Source organism: Geobacillus sp. FJAT-46040, assembly GCF_002335725.1.
Lineage (GTDB): Bacteria > Bacillota > Bacilli > Bacillales > Anoxybacillaceae > Geobacillus > Geobacillus thermoleovorans.
Genome location: NZ_NISS01000001.1, coordinates 2,107,367 through 2,128,739, shown reverse-complemented (window position 1 = coordinate 2,128,739; position 21,373 = coordinate 2,107,367). Strand labels below are relative to the sequence as shown.

Genomic DNA, 21,373 nt, shown 5'->3' with positions numbered 1-21,373 from the left:
TCTTATCTTATCACAATTTGTCACGTAGGCATATACCCGGACGTTTTTTTTGGCCGCGCATATCGTATACTGTACCATTATGCATTGCCAAACAAGGGTGAATGGAAACGATGGCAGGACAACGGCGGTTTTTTCAACTCGATGAGCAATGGTGCATCGTTCATGTGCCGGAGCGCCCAAATGGGTTTGCCCTTTTTTTAATGGGCGACGGCGACCATTTTGTGAACGAACAGACGAGTTTTTGGCTCGAGCATCCGGGGCGGCGCCAATGGCTGGAAGATTGGTTGGAACGTGGGTATACGGTCTTTTCGTCCCATTTGTACGGCCGGCATTGGGGAAGTCCGAAAGCGGTCCGGCTGGCGCGCCAACTCATTTACTCGGTGTTGAAAAGCGAAATTGTGAACCAGCGCATCTATATCGTTGCCGAAGGAATGGGCGCGCTCGTTGCCTTGCAACTGCTTGGCGCCATGCCAAGTCAAATCCGCGCCGTCGCCATGATCAACCCTTGCCTTGATGTTCGCGCCCAGCTTGACTATGAACAGGAACATCCATTCGTGTACCGGCGGATGGTGAGGGAAATCGCGACTGCCTATGGCTTGAAAGAAGAGGAGGTGCCCGAGGCTGTTCCGTCCCTCTTTCTCAGTCCTCATGACGTTCCGGTGACGATTTGGCAGCTGGCCGGAGTGAGCCCGTATCCATCCGCCTTGCATAGCCGTAAATATGAACAATGGATGAAAACGACAAACAACCGGGTGCGCGTCGTTTACGAGCTGCCGGAGAAACGGCGCCAACTGGCTCGGCAAATCGGGCAATTTTTCTGCCAATACAATGAACTCCCGTAAACGACAAGGGCAGACGCATCGACCGGTGCGTCTGCTATTTTTTCAATAAGTCGACGAGCGAGGTGATCTTTTTCACGAGCGGTTTTAATTGTTGCAATGAGTCGGCTAGCGTATTGACGTTTTCAAACAGCTTCATGAAATCGATGTTCGGCAGTAAAGGCGGTTCTGCCCCGCTCCCTTGATCTTCGCGCTCGCCGGTTGCGCGAGAAGGAAAAGATCCGAACATTAGGCGGGAAAAACGGTCTTGCCGTTCGCGATGTTGTTCTTGTGCTTCGCCGTTGGCCATGGGCGATCCTCCCTTTCATGCGATGGTTGCTCGTATTTGTATTGTATGGCAGAAGGGAAAAAGCGGTTTGGACAAATGCCTTAGGGGTACGGAAAGCGCTGGTTCAACTTTCGTTTTCTATTGCGCATCCACGCTCTTTCGGCTAAAATTAGTACCAAGTAATAATAATTGGTGATGTAGACTGATTGTACATTCAAGTTTGGTTGTCAGCGTGAGCGTTTTTTTGCCATTTTGGGAAAGAAAGAGGAGATGAATGATATGGGAGCAGGAATTATCGGGGTCGGCCGCTATGTGCCGGAAAAAGTGTTGACCAACTTTGATTTGGAAAAAATGATGGATACATCGGATGAATGGATCCGGACGCGCACCGGGATCGAGGAGCGCCGCATCGCTCCGGATGACATCGATACGTCCCATATGGCGTATTTTGCCGCAGAAAGGGCGCTTCAAGACGCTGGCATGGAGGCGAAGGATATTGATCTCATTTTAGTTGCCACCGTCACTCCGGACCGTCCGTTTCCGTCGGTCGCTTGCATGCTGCAAGAGCGGCTTGGCGCCGTCAACGCCGCTGCGCTTGATATCAGCGCTGCCTGCGCGGGGTTTATGTACGGGATGGTCACGGCCGCCCAATTTATTGACACAGGCGCCTACAAGTATATATTAGTAGTGGGGGCAGACAAACTATCGAAAATCACCGATTGGACCGACCGCAACACGGCGGTGCTGTTCGGCGACGGCGCCGGAGCGGTCGTCATGGGTCCGGTGTCGCCCGGGCGCGGGATTTTATCTTTCGAGTTGGGAGCTGACGGAACAGGAGGAAAACATTTATACAAAGACGAATATATCGTCATGAACGGCCGTGAAGTATTCAAGTTCGCCGTCCGGCAAATGGGAGAATCAAGCGTGCGTGTGCTTGAAAAAGCCGGGCTCACGAAAGACGATGTCGACTTTCTCATTCCGCATCAAGCGAACATTCGCATCGTCGAAGCGGCCAGACAGCGGCTCGAGCTGCCAGAAGAGAAAATATCGACAACCATCCGTCGATATGGCAACACGTCGGCCGCATCCATTCCGATTTCGCTTGTAGAAGAGTTGGAAGCGGGCAAAATCCATGACGATGATCTCATCATTATGGTCGGATTCGGCGGCGGGCTGACGTGGGGCGCGATCGCTTTGCGCTGGGGCCGTTAACGGCACGTATATTATCGAAATAAAAGGAGAGACGGAAACGATGGAAAAAAGACGAGTCGTCGTGACAGGCATAGGCGCCGTCACCCCGCTTGGGAATGACGCAGAAACGACGTGGAAAAACATTATCGCCGGCCAGTCCGGCATCGACATTGTCACCCGCGTCAATCCGGACGACTTTCCGGCGAAAGTGGCGGCGGAAGTGAAAGACTTCGATCCGTCGCTGTTTATCGACCGCCGCGAGGCGCGGAAGATGGACCGATTTACCCAATTCGCCGTCGCTGCGGCGCTCATGGCGGTCAAAGATGCCAATCTCGACATTAATGAAAGCAACGCTGAACGGGTCGGTGTTTGGATTGGTTCTGGCATCGGCGGCATGGAGACGTTTGAACAGCAGTTTGAGATTTTCCAGCAGCGCGGTTATCGCCGAGTGAGCCCGTTTTTCGTGCCAATGATGATCCCGGATATGGCCGCTGGGCAAGTATCGATCATCCTCGGAGCGAAAGGGATCAATTCGTGCACGGTGACCGCTTGCGCGACCGGGGCGAACTCGATCGGTGATGCGTTTAAAGTCATTCAGCGCGGCGACGCCGATGTCATGATCACCGGCGGGACGGAAGCGCCGATTACGAAAATGTCGTTCGCCGGTTTTTGCGCCAATACGGCTCTTTCAACCAATCCAGATCCAAAAACGGCGAGCCGCCCATTTGACAAAAACCGCGACGGTTTCGTCATGGGTGAGGGAGCAGGCATCGTTGTTCTTGAGGAATTGGAGCACGCGTTGCGCCGCGGCGCGAAGATTTACGCCGAAATTGTCGGTTACGGTGCGACCGCCGATGCGTACCATATCACCGCGCCGGCTCCGGGCGGCGAAGGCGGCGTGCGGGCGATGCGCCAAGCGCTTCATGACGCTGGCCTGGAGCCGGAGGAGATCGATTACATCAACGCCCACGGCACGAGCACCGAGTACAATGATAAGTATGAGACGGCGGCGATCAAAGAAGTATTCGGCGATCATGCCTATAAGCTCGCCGTCAGCTCGACGAAGTCGATGACTGGGCATTTGCTCGGGGCGACCGGCGCGGTGGAAGCGATTTTCTCCGTGCTGGCGATCCGCGACGGCATCATTCCGCCGACGATCAACTACGAAACACCGGATCCGGAATGCGACCTCGACTATGTGCCGAATGAAGCGCGCAAGCAAGACGTGCGTGCGGTCTTAAGCAACTCATTTGGATTTGGCGGCCATAATGCGACATTGATTTTTAAAAAATATGTGTAATGGATGAAAAGGAGAGCCTTGGTTGAGCAGAGCTGAAAACGCGTGACTAACGGCGGGTTCGGTTCAGCGTCAGGCTCTCTTTTTTGTTTTGTTTCACCGTCTTTTCCCTGCCGACATAACGTAAGAGAAAAGGAGGGAAAAGCGATGGGATTGCTTCCGACCGATCGATGGCTTGAAGAGGATGAAGGCGATCCGCTCCGGTTGTGCGCACGGTTGGCGCCGCTTTTTGGCAAGATGCCGGTGCGTGAGATTTACAGCTATTTACGGCTGTATGGCATGTACCGAAGCACTCGGCAGGCCGAGCGGCTTTTGCCGGAGATGAAAGAGCGCCGTCTTTGGGAACGTCTTGGCCGTTTGTATGAACGGCAACGGGGGATATGGAAGGGACCGGACGTTCCGGTATTTTTGCTGCCGGCCGATGACGAAAACCGGAAGCTTGTGCGCGAATTCCAAGGAAAAGGCGGGGTGGCGTTTGCTGATAAATTGTTTTTCTTCTTGCTGCCGGATCATGGCGACGAGGAGATCGCCGCGTTGGTGGCGCATGAATACAACCATGTATGCCGTCTCAAGCAGTTGCCGAACGAAGGCGAAGATGCGACGTTGCTGGATGCAGTCGTTATGGAAGGATTGGCGGAGCATGCCGTCGCCGAGACAGTCGGCGTCAAGCAGTGTGCGGGATGGACGAAGTATTACACCGATCGGGAGATGGAACGGTTTTGGCGGCGTTATATTGTCCCGAACCAACATTTGCCCGTTTCGCATCCGCATACTTCCCGCATTTTGTACGGGCTTGGATGGCATCCGAAAATGGGGGGCTATGCCGTTGGGTATGCCATCATCCGTCGTTGCCTAGAAAGAGGCTATTCGCTCGCCCAATTGATGAAGATGGAAGCGAAAGACATCGCGGAGTTGGCGGGCTTTTCAGGCAAACAGCAAGGAGCGTCTTAGCTCGAAACCGCATGGCGACCGCCGCTGTCCGGTTATCACAAGAATCTTAGGGGCATCGGGCGCAAACAGGCATGTTGTCCATGGCGCCGACATATATGTAGAACAAGGACGTGGACAAGAAGGAAGGGAAAGCCCGGTGGTCCGCCTGTTTTTTTATTTGGTCGGTTTCGGTTTTTCAGTCGTCGGCGGCATGATGGTGATCGCCTATTTGAACATCATCACTCCAGAGCGTGGTTTTAGCGAATACTTATCTTATATTTCGACAAGGGTGGAATGTTATTTATTCCCTATTGGCCTTCTTTTGATGTGGGGGAGCTTGACGTTTCCAAGCCGCAGCCCCTAGAGGGGAAAAGAGGACGAAATGGAATAAAATTCTCCCCCTCTGCCTATACTGATGGACAAACACGTCTGGAAGTGAGGGGTCTCGCATGCTTTATCTGCACGACATTTGGGTCAACTGGTTTGAAGGAGAAGAGAACGGATACAACGTCTGCCATTTCCATGAATGGCGCAAGGACGATCAAATCGAGCTGCTCGACCAAGTGCCGCTGTTAAAAGTATCCCCGGCCCTGTTTCATTACATTGAAAACAGCTTGTCCGATCTTCCAAAACCGCTGCTAGACGATGTACATCAGAAGGCGTATGTCCGCAAAAACCATGAACGCATTCAGCTGGACTATTGTTTCGTTGTCACGGACGGCGCCGGCGTTTTGGCTGTTGATACAATCGGTTATCAAATCCCGATTCGCAAAAGCCGTCTCATTCCGCGTCAGGAACAACTCGTCTACGAAATGGCGGCCGAAGCGGAGGAACGGGACTATCCGCTGCCGAGGTATGAAAAAGAATACCACATTTTATCGCCGGCTCCGGAACTGATGTGCGGACTCACGCGCAAAGAGCGGCAGTTGAAACAGCTGTTGTTTATGGCGCTTGACCAGCTTTATTCGACAAAAAATGCTGCCCAGATGCGCTATTGGTATACGGAATGGGCGCCGGAAAAATACGCCGCTATTCAAAAAATGTCTTTTGATGAAGCGTGGGAACAATTGTATAACGAGACGAAATACGGGTGGTCCGAACGGCATGAGCAGCTGTGCGAAAACTTGATCAAAGGGCAGCCATTTTTCGAAAAACTGTGGGAAATGGAGCAAGAACCAAAAGTCAATTAAAAAACGGGCCAAGGCGATAGGCGCTTGCCCGTTTTTGTATGGCTTCGCTGGATGCGGCTATTTACCGCCGCCGCCCGAGCCCCATGGCTTGCTCCATTTTGCGCACCATTTCCGATGCAACCCGATTTGCTTTTTCCGCCCCTTCATCCAACACGCGGTCAAGCTCCTCGCTTTCCATCCAATGGTGATACCGCTCTTGAATCGGTCGAAGCGTTTCGATGACGACTTGAGCGAGGTCGGCTTTGAAGACGCCGTATCCTTTTCCTTCGTATTGCCGCTCCAACTCCTCGATCGATTGACCGGATAGGGTCGAATAAATATTGAGCAAGTTCGAAATGCCTGGCTTCGCTTCTTTGTCGTAGCGAATCGTTCCTTCCGAGTCGGTGACGGCGCTTTTGATCTTCTTCTCGATCGTTTTCGCATCGTCAAGCAGTGTGATGTACGCTTTCGGGTTGGGGTCGGATTTGCTCATTTTTTTCGTCGGGTCGACAAGCGACATGATGCGGGCGCCGACTTTCGGAATGCGCGCCTCAGGGATCGTGAACAGCTCGCCATACCGTTTGTTGAAGCGCTCGGCCAGATCCCGCGTCAATTCGATATGCTGCTTTTGGTCTTCGCCGACCGGGACGATGTCGGTGTTATAAAGCAAAATGTCAGCGGCCATCAGCGGCGGGTACGTGAGCAGCCCGGCGCTGACCGCCTCTTTGCCGGCCGATTTTTCTTTAAATTGCGTCATCCGCTCAAGTTCGCCGATATAAACGATGCACTGCAGCATCCAAGCGGCTTGAGCGTGCGCCGGCACTTCTGACTGGATGAACAACGTCGCTTTTGTCGGGTCGATGCCGACTGCTAAATACAAAGCGGCGAGGCGGCGGATGTTTTGCCGCAGTTCGCGTGGGTCTTGCCAAACGGTAATGGCGTGTTGGTCAACGATGCAAAAATAGCAGTTGTATTCATGCTGCAGCTCGACAAACTGCCGCAGCGCCCCAATATAGTTGCCAATGGTGATGACGCCGCTTGGCTGAATGCCGGAAAAAATGGTTTTCATCGATCTTCACTCCCTCAAGACAAAAATAAAAAAGGCCCTGCCAGCCCTCTGATAGGGACGGTAGGACCGCGGTGCCACCCTATTTATTGCGTCAAGAAGCGCAATCGCTCAGTCCATGCTTTGCGCATGGCCCCTGTAACGCGGGGGAACGTCCCCGCCTACTGCGTCGCCGGTTCGGCGGGAAGCTCGAAAGCCCATTCCATATGGCTAGCCGCTTGTTCGCACCTTCCACAAGCTCTCTGAAGGCATCGCCAATATGTACTCTTCTTTCTCATCGCTCGGTTATTCTAGATTTGCCTTATATTATACGGAAAACATTCAGCTGTTGCAACCTTATTGCACGGCATATCCGGCGGCAATCATCGCCAAAAACAGAAGCAGACCAGAAAAGAGAAGCGGATACGTGATGGCGAAACGCCGCGGACCGAGCAGCTCATCTGATTCATGTTCTGCTGCCGCTTCCTCAAGATACCGCTCCACCCTCGCGCTGCTTCTGCGCAATCGGCGAAACCCGTATGCGAATCCGTTGAAAAACCCGCGTTCATAAACAAACAAAAGCCCGCCGAGCGACAGAGGCAAAAGGGAGAGCAAAAACGAAACGTTAATAAAGGACACTATACTCCATGCACCTTGTCCCACGACAATGAGTGCGCTTGCCGCCAGCATCGCAACGACGAGCCATCCAGTCCGCACAGCCGTTTGTTTCATATCGTCTGTTCCCGCCTTTCCCTTCTCACTGCTTATTTTATCATAAATCATGTGGGCGGGAAGATTGTCAAAATTATCAACAAAATTATATTGAAAAATTCAAAATTATCAACAAAATTATATTGAAAAATATAGAATAACCTGGAAGTTCAGGAGAGATTTGCTTCGAAGCTGAAAGGAAGGGCAAAAAAATCATATTGTAAGCGTTTTCTTTTTTTCTGTAGGCAGAAATTTTTTGTTTACAATGGTGGCAAAAGTCGTTACAATGCAGGTGTAAATGCAATCCGATCCTCTCCCGTTTGTAAGTAGTTTGAATTTTTTTTATTTTAAGGAAATAAAAAAATCCTTTTCAAATATACTAACACAGGATATAATAAGCGATGTAAGTACAATCTTCTGAAATCAAATGGTTCAGAAGATTTGTAATACACTACATAAACCTAAGGGGGGTTTTTTAGTGAAGAAGCGATTCTCTTTCTTCCTCGTCCTGCTTCTCGCGCTGTCGACGTTCCTCGCGGCTTGCGGCGGAGGCAAGGACAACGACAACGCTCAAGGCGGCCAGGGCGGCGAAAAGCCGGCGGAGAAAAAGGAGCAGGTGCTGAACTTGCTTGAATCCTCAGAAATTCCGTCGCTTGATTCGGCGCTCGCCACCGACCAAGTATCGTTTATCGTGTTGAACAACGTCATGGAAGGTCTGTATCGTTTAGGCAAAGACAACAAGCCGGTTCCTGGGGTGGCGGAAAGCCATGAGGTGAGCGAAGACGGCAAAACGTATACGTTCAAGCTTCGCAAAGACGCCAAATGGTCGAACGGCGATCCGGTGACGGCGCACGACTTCGTGTTTGCTTGGAAACGGGTGCTTGACCCGAAAACGAAAGCGGAGTATGCGTACATTATGTACGACATCAAAAACGCGGAAGAAGTCAACACCGGCAAACTGCCAGTTGACCAGCTGGGCGTCAAAGCGCTTGACGACTACACGCTCCAAGTCGAGCTGAAAAACCCGATTCCGTATTTCATCAGCCTGACGGTATTCGGCACGTTCATGCCGCAAAACGAGAAATTCGTGAAAGCGCAAGGCGACAAATACGGTCTCGAAGCTAATACGACGCTTTACAACGGCCCGTTCGTCTTAAGCGAATGGAAGCATGAACAAGGCTGGACATATGAGAAAAACCCGAATTACTGGGACAAAGATACAGTTAAGCTTGAAAAAATTAACGTCAAAGTTGTGAAAGACACGGCGACAGCGGTCAACTTGTATGAAACGAAACAGGCCGACCTCGTCGGTTTGACGGCCGAATTTGTTGATAAGTATAAAAATGATAAAAACTTCAAAACGGAATTGGATCCAGCCCTCTACTGGCTGCGCATGAACACGAAAAAAGAACCGCTGAACAACGTCAATGCCCGCAAAGCGATTGCAATGGCCATCGACACGCAAGCGATGGTCGATACGCTCTTGAACAACGGTTCGATTCCGGCGAAGTTCACCGTTCCGAAAGACTTCGTCACTGGTCCAGATGGCAAAGACTTCCGCGATGTGAATGGCGATTTGGTCAATTACAATCCGGATGAAGCGAAAAAACTGTGGGAGCAAGCGAAAAAAGAGCTGGGCAAAGACAAATTTACGCTTGAACTGCTGAACTATGACAGCGACAGCGCGAAGAAAATCGGCGAGTATGTGAAAGCGCAGCTTGAACAAAACTTGCCGGGCTTGACGGTCAACATTAAACAACAACCGTTCGCACAAAAGCTCGAGCTTGAAAGCAAAATGCAATACGACCTGTCGTTCTCCGGCTGGGGTCCGGACTATCAAGACCCGATGACGTTCCTTGACTTGTGGACGACAACTAACCCGCACAACCAAACGGGCTGGTCGAACGCTGAATACGACAAATTGATTAAAGACGCGAAAACAACGTTGCTTGGCGATTTGCAAGCCCGTTGGGATGCGATGCTGAAAGCAGAAAAGATCGTCTTTGAAGAAATGCCGATTGCCCCGCTCTATCAGCGCGGTGCCGCCTACTTGCAACGCGAGTATGTCAAAGATATCGTTTCGCACCCGTTTGGCGGCGATTACAGCTACAAATGGGCATATATTGAGTAATCTGTTTTCTACAGCATGCCGAGGAGAGTATATGCTAGGGCATATACTCTCCTTTTGCCTGCCAAGGCGAAAAATGTCGAAAAACAACAAAGATTATAGAAAAGCAGAGGAGGTGCGGTCATGGCGCGGTATACGCTTCAGCGGTTCGTTTATATGATTATCACGTTGTTTATCATTGCGACGTTGACGTTCTTTTTAATGAAGCTGTTGCCTGGTTCACCGCTTCAGAACCAAGAGAAATTAACGCCGGAACAGAAGGCGCTTATTTTAAAAGAGTACGGATTGGATAAGCCCGTGCCGGTTCAATACATTCAATATTTAGGGAATTTGTTGAAAGGAGACTTGGGGGTATCGTTCCAATATGACAACCGCCCCGTGACAGAGCTTATCAGCGATCGAATCGGCCCGTCGGCCCAGCTCGGGTTTCAGGCGATTGTGTTTGGGACGATCGTTGGGTTGATTCTCGGAATTGTCGCGGCGATTCGACATAATCATTGGGAAGATTACACCGCTACGGTCATTGCGGTGTTGGGCGCCTCGATCCCGTCGTTTGTGTTAGGGGGGTTTTTGCAATATTTTATCGCTGTGAAACTGCAATGGCTTCCGGTCGCTTTTTGGGAAGGCTTCAAATATACGATTCTCCCGACATTGGCGCTGTCTGTCGGGGTCATCGCTAGCATCGCCCGTTTTATGCGCACAGAAATGCTGGAAGTGTTAAGCTCTGACTACATTTTGACGGCTCGGGCGAAAGGGATCAGCCAGGCGGGGGTTATCATCAAGCACGCCATCCGCAACTCGCTTATCCCCGTCATTACCATTTTAGGACCGATGACCGTCAATTTAATGACGGGAACGCTTGTCATTGAGAAACTGTTTGCTGTCCCTGGTCTTGGGGAGCAGTTTGTCCGTTCGATTGAACTGAACGATTACCCGGTTATTATGGGAACGACGTTGTTTTATTCCGCCTTGTTGATTTTGGCAGTATTCATCGTTGATGTGTTGTACGGGGTTGTCGACCCACGCATCCGGTTAGCGGGAGGGAAAAAATGATGGCGAAACAACAATACGAACAACTGTCACCGGAATGGTTTCAGCCCGCCCCGCCGAACGTTGGTGAGCAGGAAAAAATCAATCGTCCAAGCTTGACGTTTTGGCAGGATGCTTGGCTTCGCCTTCGGGAAAACAAGGCAGCGATCGTCGGGCTCGTGATGATTATCATCTTGGCGCTCATGGCGATCATCGCCCCGATGGCGAGCGACCGGACGTATAAAGATCAAAACTTGCGGCATGCGAAACTTCCGCCGAAAATCCCGGTGCTTGAACATATTCATTGGCTTCCGTTTGACGGCCGGGATGCGAACGGCGTTGATGTGTATAAACAGCGCGGCGTGAAAGAGTACTATTGGTTTGGCACGGATGACTTAGGACGCGACTTGTGGGTGAGGACGTGGTATGGCACGCGTATCTCCCTTTACATTGGTTTGCTGGCGGCGTTGATCGACTTATTGATCGGCATTGCGTACGGCGGCATTTCCGGCTACTATGGCGGCCGCGTCGACAATGTGATGCAGCGGATCATCGAAATTTTAAACGGCATCCCGTATTTAATTATGGTCATTTTGTTCATTTTGATTTTTGAGCCTGGAATCATTTCCATCACGCTGGCGATGGTCATTACCGGTTGGACGACGATGGCGCGGATCGTGCGCGGGCAAGTGTTGAAATTAAAGAACATGGAATACGTGCTGGCGGCAAGGACGCTCGGAGCGCCGACATCACGGCTTATTTTCAAACATTTGATCCCGAACGTCATCGGCCCAATCATCATTACGACGATGTTCACAATTCCATCGGCCATCTTTACCGAAGCGTTTTTAAGCTTTATCGGCCTTGGCATCCGTCCGCCGGAAGCGTCGCTTGGCTCGCTTGTCAATGACGGGTATAAATCGATTCAAACGTATCCGCATTTGATGATTATTCCAGCGGTTGTGATCAGCTTGCTCATTTTAAGCTTCAACTTGGTGGCAGACGGAATTCGCGATGCGCTCGACCCGAAAATGCGCAAATAGCCGACGGAAGGGGTGAAACCGATGGAGAAAATTTTGCAGGTGAACGATTTGCATATTTCCTTTGACATCCACGCCGGTGAAGTGCAGGCGGTTCGCGGCGTCACGTTCGACTTGTATAAGGGAGAAACGCTGGCGATCGTCGGCGAGTCGGGGTCTGGGAAATCCGTGACATCCAAGGCGTTGATGCGCCTGTTGCCGACGCCGCCGAGCCGAATCAAGCAAGGGGAAATTTTATTTGAAGGAAAAGACTTGACCAAGCTGTCGGAGAAAGAGATGCAATCGATCCGCGGGGCGAAAATTTCGATGATTTTCCAAGATCCGATGACGTCGCTCAACCCGACGATGACGATCGGAAAGCAAATTATGGAAGCAATTTTAAAACATCAAAAGCTGTCGAAAGAGGAAGCGCGCAAACGGGCGATTGAACTATTGCAGCTGGTCGGCATTAAAAACGCCGAGCTGCGCATGAAGCAATACCCGCACCAATTTTCCGGCGGAATGCGCCAGCGTGTTGTCATCGCCATCGCCTTGGCGTGCAATCCGAAAATTTTGATCGCCGATGAACCGACGACCGCGCTGGATGTGACGATTCAGGCGCAAATTTTGGAGCTCATGAAAGACATTCAGAAAAAGCTCGGCATGTCGATTATTTTCATCACCCATGATTTAGGGGTTGTTGCCAACATGGCCGATCGAGTGGCGGTGATGTATGCCGGGAAAATCGTGGAGATCGGCACGGTGGATGAAATTTTTTACAATCCGAAACATCCGTACACGTGGGGATTGCTCGCCTCGATGCCGAGCCTTGATCATAAAGATACGGAGCTGTATTCGATTCCGGGTTCGCCGCCGGATTTGTTAAATCCGCCAAAAGGCGATGCGTTTGCGCCGCGCAATCCGTATGCGCTCAAAATCGACTATGAGCTCGAGCCGCCGATGTTCCAAGTGTCTGATACGCACTATGCGGCGACATGGCTGTTGCATGAAATGGCGCCGAAAGTGGAACCGCCGGCGATCGTGCGTGAACGGATGAAACGGTTTGCTGACATCGTCGCCCGGAAAGGAGGGAAGCCGCGTGGCTAAGCAAAAGCTGCTTGAAGTGAAAAACTTAAAACAATACTTCCCGGCCGGCCGCGGCGAGGTCGTCAAAGCGGTCGACGGCGTCACGTTTGACATTTATAAAGGGGAAACGTTCGGCCTTGTCGGCGAGTCGGGCTGCGGCAAGTCGACAACGGGGCGGACGATCATTCGGCTGTATGAGGCGACAGACGGAGAAGTACTGTTTAACGGCGTTAACGTACACGGCAAAAAATCAAAAAAAGAGCTGAAAGAGTTAAACCGAAAAATGCAAATGATTTTCCAAGATCCGTATGCGTCGCTCAATCCGCGGATGACGGTCGCCGACATTATCGCTGAGGGCATTGACATCCACGGATTGGCGAAAACGAAAGAGGAGCGGATGCAGCGCGTCTATGAGCTGCTTGAGACGGTCGGGTTGAACCGCGAGCATGCGAGCCGCTATCCGCATGAGTTTTCCGGCGGGCAACGCCAGCGGATCGGCATCGCCCGGGCGCTCGCCGTCGAGCCGGAATTCATCATCGCCGATGAGCCGATCTCGGCGCTGGACGTTTCCATTCAGGCGCAAGTCGTGAATTTATTGAAGCGCCTGCAGCGTGAAAAAGGGTTGACGTACTTGTTTATTGCCCATGACTTGTCGATGGTCAAATACATCAGCGACCGGATCGGCGTCATGTATTTCGGGAAAATGGTCGAGCTCGCTGAATCGGAAGAGCTGTACCGCAATCCGATCCATCCGTATACAAAGGCATTGCTCTCCGCTATTCCGCTTCCAGATCCGGAAACGGAGCGGACGCGCAAGCGGATCGTTTACGACCCGGCGCAACATGGCTACAAAGATGGAGAGGAACTTGAATTCCGTGAAATTACGCCTGGCCATTTTGTGCTTTGTTCGGAGGAAGAGTATAAGCGGTATCGGGCGATGTATGCCTAGCAGAATAGAAAAGAGCGCCGCTCCTTCATCGCCGCATGATGCGAACGGTGAAAGAGGCGGCGCCCACCTATGCGCCTGTTTTGGCGCGTTATTTTTTTCCCCCGACGACTTTCCATCCTTGTTGGATGCGGCGGGAGGCCTCGACATGCTTTCCACTTTTGTTTCGGCCGAACATCCGCTCTCCGATCGTGTTGCTGATGTTCCCCATCAATGCGGTGAGGACGACGATCAATGCCGAAGCAATGGCAAAGTCGATGAAATAGCCGGCCATCGGTTCTTCCTCCCTTTTCCTTTTCTACTTTGATTGTAGAGGATTTGCCTTCACTTTGGAAGAGGAAAGAAAGAAAATTGCATTTATCATCGAAAAACTATATCTTTCTTGGCCGATGTATTGTATAATATATTATGTTAAAGTCATTTCAATTTGTAAACGATTGGCAAAGCGGCTGATCGCCAGACTGGCGTCCAGGCCGTGTCGCTATGCTGTCAGACGTCAAACCGGCATAGCGGTGCACGTCTGTCGTCTGACGGACGAGGGAAGCAAGGGATTCCTTGTCAAAAGGAGTGATCGAAGTGGTCAAGCTATACACATCACCGAGCTGCACGTCATGCCGGAAGGCGAAGGCGTGGCTCGAGAAGCACAATATTCCTTATGTAGAACGCAATATTTTCTCTGAACCGCTCACGGTTGAAGAGATTAAAGAAATTTTGCGGATGACGGAAACGGGAACGGACGAAATCATTTCGACCCGTTCGAAAGTGTTCCAAAAGTTGAACATTAACTTGGAAGCTTTGCCGCTGCAAGATTTGTACGAGCTGATTCAGAAAAACCCAGGCATTTTGCGCCGGCCGATCATCATTGACGAAAAACGGCTGCAAGTCGGTTATAACGAAGATGAAATCCGCCGCTTTCTGCCGCGCAAAGTGCGGGCCTACCAACTCCGCGAAGCGCAGCGGCTGGTAAACGGGTAAGAAAAACTTCTACATGGCTTGCCATGTAGAAGTTTTTTCACACTTGCCGGTCAGCGCACGGCGCGCGTCCGCCGGTTGGCCGCAAAGCCGAGCAAAACGGCAAGAATGGCCGTTAAGACCGGAAACAACGCCTCCCAGCGCGGGTCGTAAAACGGACGCAGCCGCTCTTCGGCAGTGATCATGTTTCCGGCTGTGTATGCCAAAAGGGCGCCGCCGGCATAAATGAGAATCGGGAACCGTTCCATGGCATAAAGGATGATTTTGCTGCCTAAAATGATGATAGGAACGGAACAAAGAAAGCCAAAGATGACAAGCCCCATATGGCCTTGGGATGCTCCGGCGATGGCGATGACGTTGTCCATGCCCATAACGACATCGGCGGCGACGATCGTCTGGACGGCTTTCCAAAGCGACGGTTCGGCTTTAATGGCGGCATGTTTTTCGTCTTTTTGCCCCATGAGCTTCAAGGCGATCCAAAATAGGAGGAGGCCGCCAGCTAGCTGCAGAAACGGGATGGTCAACAGCCATACGACCGCTGCGGTCAGCAAAATGCGGACGGCGATCGCCAGCGCCGTGCCGAGGACAATGGCGATGTTCCGCTTTTGTTCCGGCAAGTTGCGGCTCGCTAACGCAATGACAACCGCATTGTCCCCGCCAAGAATGACATCAATGCCGATAATCAGCAAGATGGAAACGATGTATTCATCCACCATAGACGTCCCTCATTCCGTCCGTGTTCATCACCATTATAGTAGGGCATGGCCGGTTTCATAACCAATTTTTAAAAATGCGTTTTTTTATTTCCCTTCTTTCGCTTTTTATCATAAAATAAAAGTACAAGATCATAAGTTTTGATTTAAATAGTTTCAGGGGCACAATCCCTTCCTTTTTTATTTCTCTGTTTTAGAAGGGAGAGTTGAGAAATGGAAATCGAACGCATCAATGAACATACGGTGAAGTTCTACATTTCCTATGTTGATATAGAGGAGCGCGGCTTTGACCGCGAGGAAATTTGGTACAATCGGGAACGAAGCGAAGAATTGTTTTGGGAAATGATGGATGAGGTTCACGGCGAAAGCGATTTTTCGCTTGACGGTCCGCTTTGGATTCAAGTGCAGGCGCTTGAGAAAGGACTTGAGGTTGTTGTAACGAAAGCGCAGCTGTCCAAAGACGGCAGCAAGCTTGAGCTGCCGCTCCCGGAAGACAAGTGGCGCGAGTTTTCGCTCTCGGCTGATGAGAAGATCGAATCGCTGTTCGGCCATCACTTCCATTTCGGGCGGAACAATGCGGCCGGAGACGAAGAAGCACAAGACGTGCTTCAATTTATCATTTCGTTCAAAGACATTGAAGACGTCATCTCCTTGGCTCACCGCGCCGACTTTTCAAGTTTGTCGAACCGTTTATTCCAGTTTGAAGGGCGTTATTACTTGTTCGTACAATTTACCGAACAATATAGCGAGCATGATATCGACAATATGCTCAGCCTTCTTCTGGAATACGGAAACGATTCACAGCTGACGATTTACCGCCTTGAGGAATACGGAACTGAAATTATGGGCGACAATGCGCTTGAGACCGTAAAACGGTATTTTCCAGCTCCATAACCTTTTCGTTCATTCGCCGATTTCGCCGCCAGAAATCGGCGTTTTCTTTGTTGGGGCGCTTGGAGGGGGCGGACAGAAAACGCGGGTTGACCCTGTTGTTTTCAAATGGAGAAGCTTTATAACAGCACGCTTTTTCGCACCCGTCGGTCACTTATTTAGAAAATGGCTGCTTTCCCGACCCTTCTAGATAGGAAAGAGAAGGGAAAACCGTGAAACCGTTGGCCGTGAAGTCAAGTATAAAGAATAAGGGGAAAGAGGAACATCAGTTGGAGGGGTTTGGTTGAGAAACGCATCAAGAGTGGCCATTCTTGCTGGCATCGTCGGCCTGTTGCTGGCTTTGACGCACGATTATTGGGAAGGGAAGCTCCTCGGCATTTTCAGCGTGCTCATCTCTTGTTCAGTGGTGTTTATTGCCTTTGTCATTTCGCTTGAAAACCGAAAGCCGGCACAAACGATCGCCTGGCTGGCGGTGTTAGGCAGTTTCCCGATCGTTGGCTTTTTGTTTTATTTATTGTTCGGACGCAACTATTGGCAACAACGGCGCTATAAAAAGAAAGCCGATTTTGATGAGGCGGTGCTGTTAAGGTTTCAAGAGCCGTCGCCGATTGCCGTCGAACGGCTGCCGATGGCGCCCCATCAGCGTCCGTTGTTGCATCTTGCTTACCGCATTGGCCAACACCCTGTGTCATTGGCATCGCAAACGGCAGTATTGACCAACGGCGACGAGACGTTTGCGGCGATTTTTGCTGAGTTGGAGAAAGCGGAGCATCATATCCACTTGGAATATTATATTGTTCGTCATGATGAAATCGGACAAAAACTGAAGCGTGTTTTGATAGAAAAGGCGCGCCAAGGCGTGCGCGTCCGTTTTTTGTATGATGCTGTCGGCAGCTGGAAGCTGTCGAACGATTATATCGAAGAGCTGCGCGCTGCCGGGGTTGAGATGATCCCGTTTTCGCCGGTGCGCCTGCCGTTTTTAAGCAACCAAATCAACTTCCGCAACCACCGGAAAATCATCGTCATTGACGGGAGTGTTGGCTTTGTCGGCGGGCTGAATATTGGCGACGAGTATTTAGGAAAAAACGAGTATTTCGGATTTTGGCGCGACACGCATTTGTTGATCCGGGGCGAAGCAGTCCGGACGTTGCAGCTTATTTTTTTGCAAGATTGGTATTATATGACGGGAGAGCGGCTGCTGACGCCGGACTACTTGTCGCCGCCTCTCATTGTAGAAGAAGGGCAAGGCGGCGTCCAGCTCATCGCCGGCGGTCCGGATCAAAAGTGGGAGGTCATTAAGCAGCTGTATTTTGCTATGATCACAGCAGCGAAACGGTCGATTTGGGTGGCTTCGCCGTATTTTGTGCCGGATGAAGACATTTTGACGGCGCTGAAAGTGGCAGCGCTAAGCGGCATTGATGTGCGGTTGCTTGCGCCGAAGCGGCCGGACAAAAAAATCGTTTTTTACGCTTCGCGCTCGTATTTCCCAGAGCTGCTGGAGGCAGGGGTAAAAATTTATGAGTATGAACGCGGGTTTTTGCACAGCAAAGTCATCGTCGTCGATGGCGAGCTCGCCTCGATCGGCACGGCGAACATGGATATGCGCAGTTTCCATTTAAACTTTGAAGTGAACGCCTTTTTGTATTATACCGACAGCATTCATAAACTCGTCCGCGACTTTTTGGAAGATTTTCGCCACGCTTCCATGATCGACTACGAACAGTTTCAACAGCGCCCGTTCCGGGTGCGTATCGCTGAATCGGTCTCCCGGCTGTTGTCGCCTCTGTTGTAACCAACCGCTTGTAAACGCCAGTCCGCCGAATCGGCGGACTTTTTTCGACGCAGTTTGGCTTTGGGCAGGAAAACCGGCGATGGTCAACGAATAAAAGGGAAGAACCGAACGGTGAAGGGGGGCAGCAGAGAACAATTCCAGCTGTTCCCGCTCACGGACAACTATTTTTTACTGGAAAGGAAGTGATCATGTTGTTTGTCGCTCTCGCCGCTGATGGCAGGACGGTTTCGCTTGCCGGGGCGGAAAGATGGGAACGAGAGGGGCTGATGCGCCTGAAACGACAGGAACCGTTTTTTTGTCCCGCGTGCCGTCAAGAAGTGGTGCTCCGGTCGGGCCGCTACCGTTTGCCGCATTTCGCCCATCGAAAAGGGGCGGCCTGCCCGGTCGAGCACGAACCGGAGTCGGAGCGTCACTTAACTGGGAAGCGAGACTTGTTCGCGTGGCTCATTCGCCAAGGCATGGAGGCGAAGCTCGAGCCGTATTTGCCCGCCATCAAGCAGCGTCCTGACGTATTGTTCCGCCATGGCCCACACCTTTATGCCCTCGAATACCAATGTTCCACGATCGATGAATCGCTGTTTCGCGAACGCAATGACGGCTACCGTCTCCTTGGCATCCGCCCGTTGTGGGTGTTAGGAGCCCATCATTTGCGGCGTTCGCCAAAATATTCGGGGGAAGTGCAGCTCTCCCGGTTTCAATGGTTGTTTGCCCATCGCGCTCCACATTCAGTCGTTCCACATATATGGTACTACAGTCCAGAGACGAAACGCTTCATCCGTCTTTTTCGCCCGTTGCCGCTATCGGTGCAGCGAACATTGGCCGCGGTCGATTCGATTCCGCTTTCGTCGTTTTCGTTCCCCGATTGGATGGCCCCCTGCCTGCTGCCGCTTCCATCCGAGTTTTGGGAGCGATGGCTCGAACGAAAAAAACAATGGCGACGGACGTTTCCGCTTTATCCGAACCAAACCGTGCGCCGCATTTGTGCTGATTTTTACCAGGCGGGCATCGTTCCGTCACTGTTTCCGACCGAAGCAGGCTGGCCAGTGCCGCGGGGGTATTTATGGGAGACGGCGCCGTTCATTTGGCAAACGTATGTCCTTTTGTTTCTTCTTGGAAAGACCGGACGGCCGGCAACGGCAGTATCTTTATTTCAGTGGATCGACGACAAAATCCGCACCGGCCGCCTCGTTCCGCGCCGGCTGCCGCTTGTCGGCCGGGATACGTATCGTGAGGCCGTCGGCGAGTATTTGCATTGGTTGAGCCTGCTCGGCTATCTCCGCCGCGAAGAGGGCGACCAGCTTCATTTGGTGAAGCCGCTGTCGTTTCCGTCGACCGTCGATCAGATGATTCATCAAGATGCTGCGCTTCTTGAGCAAATTCACCAAACGTCGGCGCTTAGCTGCTATTGGTCAACACTTGAGTTCGGGAGAGTGGAAAAAATGAGCAGAAAACAGGAAAAGATGAACGGAATGGTGAATAATAATTCGTGTATCGATTATTTGTATAAGGAGGAATGATGACAGTGGAGGAAAAGAAAGCGAAAAAGTCGCTGCCGCTGCGAAGCGAGATTCCTGTGGAAGAAACGTGGCGGCTTGAGGACATTTTTCCCACCGATGACGCCTGGGAAGAAGAATTCAAACAAGTGAAGGCAATGATTCCAAAGCTTGGCGAATACAAAGGGCGGCTTGGCGAATCGCCGGAAGTGCTGTATGAAGCATTGCAATGCCAAGATGACGTATCGATGCGCCTCGGCAAGCTGTATACATACGCCCATATGCGCTATGATCAAGATACGACCAACTCGTTTTACCAAGGGCTCGACGCCCGGGCGAAAAGCTTGTACAGCGAAGCATCGAGCGCGATGGCGTTTATCGTGCCGGAAATTTTGGCGATCGATGAAGCGGTGCTGCGCTCGTTTTTGGAACAATACGAGCCGCTTCGCTTGTATGCGCACGCGTTAGACGAAATTACGCGCCAGCGCCCGCACGTGCTGTCGGCGGAAGAGGAGGCGATCTTGGCGCAGGCAGCCGAGGTGATGCAGGCGACATCCGACACGTTCAGCGCGTTGAACAACGCTGATTTGACGTTTCCGACGATCATCGATGAAAACGGCGAGGAAGTCGAAGTCACGCACGGCCGGTTCATTCGCTTTTTAGAAAGCACGGACCGCCGCGTCCGCCGCGATGCGTTTTACGCCGTATACCATACGTATGAGAAGTTTCAAAATACGTTCGCCAATACGCTTGCCGGCACGGTGAAAAAAGACAACTTTTTTGCCCGCATCCGCCGCTACCGTTCGGCGCGGGAAGCGGCGTTGGATGCGAACAACATTCCGGAGAGCGTCTATGACAACCTAATTGCTACGATTCATGAACATTTGCCGCTGTTGCATCGGTACGTGCGGCTGCGCAAACGAGTGCTTGGGCTTGATGAGCTGCATATGTACGATTTGTACACGCCGCTTGTGCAAGAAGTGAAAATGGAAGTGACGTACGAGGAAGCGAAGCAATATATGCTTGAAGGGCTCGCGCCGCTTGGCGAGGAATATGTGGCGATCGTGAAAGAAGGTCTTGACAACCGTTGGGTCGATGTGCGCGAAAACAAAGGAAAGCGAAGCGGCGCCTATTCGTCGGGAGCGTACGGCACCCATCCGTACATTTTGCTCAACTGGCAGGACAATGTGAACAATTTGTTTACACTTGTGCATGAGTTTGGCCATTCGGTGCACAGCTACTATACGCGCAAAACGCAGCCGTATCCGTATGCGCATTATTCAATTTTCGTCGCCGAAGTGGCGTCGACGTGCAATGAGGCGCTGTTGAACGACTATTTGCTGAGAACGATCGATGATGAGAAAAAGCGGCTCTATTTGCTCAACCATTATCTTGAGGGGTTCCGCGGCACGGTTTTTCGCCAGACGATGTTCGCGGAGTTTGAGCATTTGATCCATTTGAAGGCGCAACAAGGCGAAGCGTTGACGGCCGAAACGTTGACGTCCCTTTATTACGACTTAAATAAAACGTATTTTGGCGATGATATTGTCGTGGACAAAGAAATCGGCCTCGAGTGGGCGCGCATTCCGCATTTTTATTACAACTACTATGTGTACCAATACGCAACCGGCTTCAGCGCGGCGACTGCACTTAGCAAACAAATTTTGGAAGAAGGCGAACCGGCGGTGATACGGTACATCGACTTTTTAAAAGCCGGCAGTTCTGATTACCCGATTGAAGTGTTGAAAAAAGCCGGCGTCGACATGACGAGCGCCGAGCCGATCCGCCAAGCGTGCCAAGTGTTTGCGGAGAAGCTTGATGAGATGGAGCGGCTGCTTGAGAAATGAAACGAAT

Annotated in this window: 21 protein-coding genes and 1 other annotated feature; of the genes, 16 read left to right on the top strand and 5 right to left on the bottom strand. The window is 51.5% G+C overall.

All coding sequences use genetic code 11. From position 1 onward, the window contains the following. The first annotated feature begins 101 nt into the window (after positions 1-101). Positions 102-842: an alpha/beta fold hydrolase gene (locus tag CD000_RS11245; protein WP_014195165.1), complete on the top strand. Its 741-nt coding sequence runs from the start codon at positions 102-104 to the stop codon at positions 840-842. 34 nt (positions 843-876) lie between these two features. On the opposite strand, the gene CD000_RS11240 is transcribed toward CD000_RS11245, so the two are convergent. Then, entirely contained in the window at positions 877-1,128 is a 252-nt protein-coding gene (locus tag CD000_RS11240; RefSeq protein ID WP_014195166.1) for a hypothetical protein, read from the bottom strand. 258 nt (positions 1,129-1,386) lie between these two features. On the opposite strand from CD000_RS11240, the gene CD000_RS11235 reads away from it, so the two are divergent. The 5 genes from CD000_RS11235 to CD000_RS11215 all read left to right on the top strand — a co-directional run bounded on the left by CD000_RS11235 (position 1,387) and on the right by CD000_RS11215 (position 5,715). Beyond that, positions 1,387-2,319, top strand: a complete 933-nt coding sequence (locus CD000_RS11235) for a beta-ketoacyl-ACP synthase III (RefSeq protein WP_014195167.1) — start codon at positions 1,387-1,389, stop codon at positions 2,317-2,319. Positions 2,320-2,359: 40 nt separating this feature from the next. After that, a complete protein-coding gene (gene fabF, locus CD000_RS11230) occupies positions 2,360-3,598 on the top strand; it encodes a beta-ketoacyl-ACP synthase II (RefSeq protein ID WP_014195168.1) in 1,239 nt (412 codons plus the stop codon). A 144-nt stretch (positions 3,599-3,742) separates the two neighbouring features. Next, complete coding sequence (locus tag CD000_RS11225; RefSeq protein WP_096225678.1) at positions 3,743-4,546, top strand: DUF2268 domain-containing putative Zn-dependent protease; 804 nt, start codon at positions 3,743-3,745, stop codon at positions 4,544-4,546. Positions 4,547-4,682: 136 nt separating this feature from the next. Beyond that, the gene (locus CD000_RS11220; protein ID WP_011230308.1) at positions 4,683-4,889 is read left to right on the top strand and encodes a YuzI family membrane protein; all 207 of its coding nucleotides are present in this window, start codon (positions 4,683-4,685) and stop codon (positions 4,887-4,889) included. An 85-nt stretch (positions 4,890-4,974) separates the two neighbouring features. Further along, positions 4,975-5,715: a YjbA family protein gene (locus CD000_RS11215; protein WP_014195169.1), complete on the top strand. Its 741-nt coding sequence runs from the start codon at positions 4,975-4,977 to the stop codon at positions 5,713-5,715. 61 nt (positions 5,716-5,776) lie between these two features. Here the strand turns inward: CD000_RS11215 and trpS are convergent, their stop codons facing one another. Together trpS and CD000_RS11205 are read right to left on the bottom strand one after the other, a co-directional pair. Then, complete coding sequence (gene trpS, locus CD000_RS11210) at positions 5,777-6,763, bottom strand: tryptophan--tRNA ligase (protein WP_096225677.1); 987 nt, start codon at positions 6,761-6,763, stop codon at positions 5,777-5,779. Positions 6,764-6,813: 50 nt separating this feature from the next. After that, positions 6,814-7,047: a binding site (T-box leader), on the bottom strand. Positions 7,048-7,096: 49 nt separating this feature from the next. Then, entirely contained in the window at positions 7,097-7,471 is a 375-nt protein-coding gene (locus tag CD000_RS11205; RefSeq protein WP_094239707.1) for a DUF3899 domain-containing protein, read from the bottom strand. A 457-nt stretch (positions 7,472-7,928) separates the two neighbouring features. Between CD000_RS11205 and CD000_RS11200 the strand changes: the two genes are divergently transcribed. From CD000_RS11200 to CD000_RS11180, 5 genes are all read left to right on the top strand, one after another. Beyond that, positions 7,929-9,581, top strand: coding sequence for a peptide ABC transporter substrate-binding protein (locus tag CD000_RS11200; RefSeq protein WP_096225676.1), 1,653 nt, complete (start codon positions 7,929-7,931; stop codon positions 9,579-9,581). Positions 9,582-9,701: 120 nt separating this feature from the next. After that, a complete protein-coding gene (opp3b, locus tag CD000_RS11195; RefSeq protein WP_011230313.1) occupies positions 9,702-10,631 on the top strand; it encodes an oligopeptide ABC transporter permease in 930 nt (309 codons plus the stop codon). Then, on the top strand, positions 10,628-11,650 hold the full coding sequence (gene opp3C / locus CD000_RS11190) for an oligopeptide ABC transporter permease (protein WP_044743398.1): 1,023 nt from the start codon (positions 10,628-10,630) through the stop codon (positions 11,648-11,650). The genes opp3b and opp3C overlap by 4 nt, the downstream gene beginning before the upstream one ends. A 21-nt stretch (positions 11,651-11,671) precedes the next feature. Continuing rightward, entirely contained in the window at positions 11,672-12,733 is a 1,062-nt protein-coding gene (locus tag CD000_RS11185; RefSeq protein WP_063192215.1) for an ABC transporter ATP-binding protein, read from the top strand. After that, the gene (locus CD000_RS11180; RefSeq protein WP_033015644.1) at positions 12,726-13,661 is read left to right on the top strand and encodes an ABC transporter ATP-binding protein; all 936 of its coding nucleotides are present in this window, start codon (positions 12,726-12,728) and stop codon (positions 13,659-13,661) included. Before CD000_RS11185 ends, CD000_RS11180 begins: the two co-directional genes overlap by 8 nt. Before the next feature lie 88 nt (positions 13,662-13,749). On the opposite strand, the gene CD000_RS11175 is transcribed toward CD000_RS11180, so the two are convergent. Next, on the bottom strand, positions 13,750-13,932 hold the full coding sequence (locus CD000_RS11175; protein ID WP_011230317.1) for a hypothetical protein: 183 nt from the start codon (positions 13,930-13,932) through the stop codon (positions 13,750-13,752). Between the two features lie 302 nt (positions 13,933-14,234). Between CD000_RS11175 and spxA the strand changes: the two genes are divergently transcribed. Then, positions 14,235-14,633: a transcriptional regulator SpxA gene (gene spxA, locus CD000_RS11170; RefSeq protein WP_011230318.1), complete on the top strand. Its 399-nt coding sequence runs from the start codon at positions 14,235-14,237 to the stop codon at positions 14,631-14,633. A 50-nt stretch (positions 14,634-14,683) separates the two neighbouring features. On the opposite strand, the gene CD000_RS11165 is transcribed toward spxA, so the two are convergent. After that, positions 14,684-15,346, bottom strand: a complete 663-nt coding sequence (locus tag CD000_RS11165; protein WP_096225675.1) for a TerC family protein — start codon at positions 15,344-15,346, stop codon at positions 14,684-14,686. A 210-nt stretch (positions 15,347-15,556) separates the two neighbouring features. On the opposite strand from CD000_RS11165, the gene mecA reads away from it, so the two are divergent. The 4 genes from mecA to pepF all read left to right on the top strand — a co-directional run bounded on the left by mecA (position 15,557) and on the right by pepF (position 21,366). Then, positions 15,557-16,237 (top strand): adaptor protein MecA, encoded by a 681-nt coding sequence (mecA, locus tag CD000_RS11160; RefSeq protein WP_015374157.1) that lies wholly within the window; start codon positions 15,557-15,559, stop codon positions 16,235-16,237. A 280-nt stretch (positions 16,238-16,517) separates the two neighbouring features. After that, complete coding sequence (gene cls / locus CD000_RS11155; protein ID WP_096225674.1) at positions 16,518-18,026, top strand: cardiolipin synthase; 1,509 nt, start codon at positions 16,518-16,520, stop codon at positions 18,024-18,026. A 188-nt stretch (positions 18,027-18,214) separates the two neighbouring features. Beyond that, on the top strand, positions 18,215-19,543 hold the full coding sequence (locus tag CD000_RS11150) for a competence protein CoiA (RefSeq protein ID WP_096225673.1): 1,329 nt from the start codon (positions 18,215-18,217) through the stop codon (positions 19,541-19,543). Next, positions 19,543-21,366, top strand: a complete 1,824-nt coding sequence (pepF, locus tag CD000_RS11145) for an oligoendopeptidase F (protein WP_096225672.1) — start codon at positions 19,543-19,545, stop codon at positions 21,364-21,366. The genes CD000_RS11150 and pepF overlap by 1 nt, the downstream gene beginning before the upstream one ends. The last annotated feature ends 7 nt before the right edge of the window (positions 21,367-21,373 follow it).